The 2,019-nt window shown below is 73.1% G+C and carries 1 protein-coding gene; it reads left to right on the top strand.

Annotated features, from left to right (window positions below; all coding sequences use genetic code 11):
- Nucleotides 1–176: 176 nt before the first annotated feature.
- A partial coding sequence (locus tag HZF19_RS15670; protein WP_208029743.1) for a S8 family peptidase occupies nucleotides 177–2,019 on the top strand: 1,843 nt, incomplete at its 3' end.

Here is a 2,019-nt window from a genome sequence, read left to right as displayed (position 1 = left end):
CCCCGCCTCCCGGGGGTGGTTTGGGGTGGTTCTCCGGGGTCCCCCCCCCCGGTCCCCCCCGGCCAGTTCGGAGGGGAGAAGCCGGTTCGGAGCAGCAACGGGTCGCGGCGAGCGCGGACGGTGGCGGGCATGCCCTCGGTAGTGTTCTTCGTCGAGCACCGCCCGAAGGGAGCGCGATGGAGCTGCGGAGCACGACACAGTTGCTGTCCCGTGCGCTGCTGCTCGCCGTCGTGTGCACCGCCGTCCTGGTGGCCGTGCCGGAGACCTCCCCGGCAGCCCCTGCCAGCTCCATGGCCGGGACCGACCCCAACCGGGATGGCGCCGCCCAGGTCGCACCGGAGGTGGAGGCGGCCGTCGAGGCTGCCGGCAGCACGGAGGTCATCGTCGAGTTCGAGACGCACGCGCCCCACGAGCCACCGGAGGCACGGACCGAGCGGATCGAGCAGATCGCGGGCGCCGCGGGGATCGACCAGATCCAACCGCTCGAGACCCGGCGCCCGCTCGCCGTCGCCTCGGTCGACCGTGCGTCGCTCGACGCGCTCGAGCAGTCCGATGAGATCGCACGGATCATGCCCAACCGGCGACACACCCTGGCCAGCCTGACGTCGGGGACCAGCGCGGTCGGCTCACCGCTCGCGTGGTCCTCCAGCATCACCGGCGCCGGCCAGCGGATCGCCATCCTCGACACCGGCGTCGACGCGACCCATCCGTTCCTCTCGGGCCGAATCCAGAAGGAAGCGTGCTTCTCCCGAGGCAGCACCCTGTCGTTGCTCAAGGGCTTGTGCTGGCCCGATGCCACCCACACCGAGGGCCCCGCCGCCGCCTACCCCTGCGCCTCGCTGGTCATGGACGATCCCGGCGCGATCCCCGAGGCGTGTGACCACGGGACCCACGTCGCGGGCATCGCGGCCGGGTCGGGTGGCCCCCCACCGGCCACCTCCGGGGTGGCCCCCGGTGCGTCGATCCTGGCGGCCCAGGTGTTCACGGCCGACTACAGCACGACCCGGTGCGGTGGCCCGGTGCCGTGCCTGGCGACCTTCGACGCGGATCTCATCGCCGCCCTCGACTGGGTCTTCGGCGAGCAACTCGCCAACCCGAACATCGCCGCGGTCAACATGAGCCTCGGAGGGGGCGGCACCAGCGGCGCCTGCGACACCGACCCACTGAAGCCGGCGATCGACGCGCTGGCCGCGCTCGGGGTGACCACCGTGGGCGCCTCGGGCAACAGTGGCTCCAAGAGCCGCATCGTCAGTCCGGCGTGCATCTCCACGGTGCTCGCGGTCGGAGCCCTCGACGACCAGACCGGGACGGTCCCGGCCTGGTCCCAAACCAGCAGCGCGCTCGACCTGCTGGCGCCCGGGGTGAACATCGTCTCGTCGATTCCCGGAGGCTCGTACGGCACCTGGTCGGGCACGTCCATGGCTGCCCCGTTCGTGTCCGGTGCGCTGGCCCTGCTGCAGCAGGTGCGGGGACCACTCTCACCCCAGGTCGAGGAGCAGCTCCTGAAGCGCAACGGTGACCCGGTCTCGGACGGAGGCAGGACCACCCCCACGCTCCGCATCGACCGGGCGCTGGGCGACCAACCCGGCATCGGGTCCGTCGACTCAGCGGTTGCCGGACCCGGTTCCATCTCGGCTGCGGGTTGGGCGCTCGACCTCGACACCCCGGCCGCGGTCCAGGTCCAGGTACGCGTGGACGGCCAGCTCCGCCAGACCGTCACCGCCGACCGCCCCCGACCCGATGTAGGCTCCGCGTTCCCCGGCTACGGCAGCGGGCACGGCTGGCAGGTCCAGGTCGGCGGCCTCTCGGCGGGGCCACGCCAGCTCTGCGTGTCCGCCCTCAACCAGACCGGCTCCGCGCTGTTCCCGGGGACTGCGGGCTCCCCCGCCCTGATCGGCTGCCGCACCGTCACCGTCCCCGGCGGCAACCCCTTCGGCAGCCTCGACAGCGCCACCGGCGGGCCCGGCACCATCACCACCGGCGGCTGGTCCATCGACCCCGACACCACCAACCCCGTCC

This window comes from Rhabdothermincola sediminis (assembly GCF_014805525.1).
In the GTDB taxonomy this organism is placed as follows: Bacteria; Actinomycetota; Acidimicrobiia; order Acidimicrobiales; family Acidimicrobilacustridaceae; genus Rhabdothermincola; species Rhabdothermincola sediminis.
Note: the sequence above shows the minus strand (reverse complement) of the source record. Positions and strands in the feature narration are given on the sequence as shown.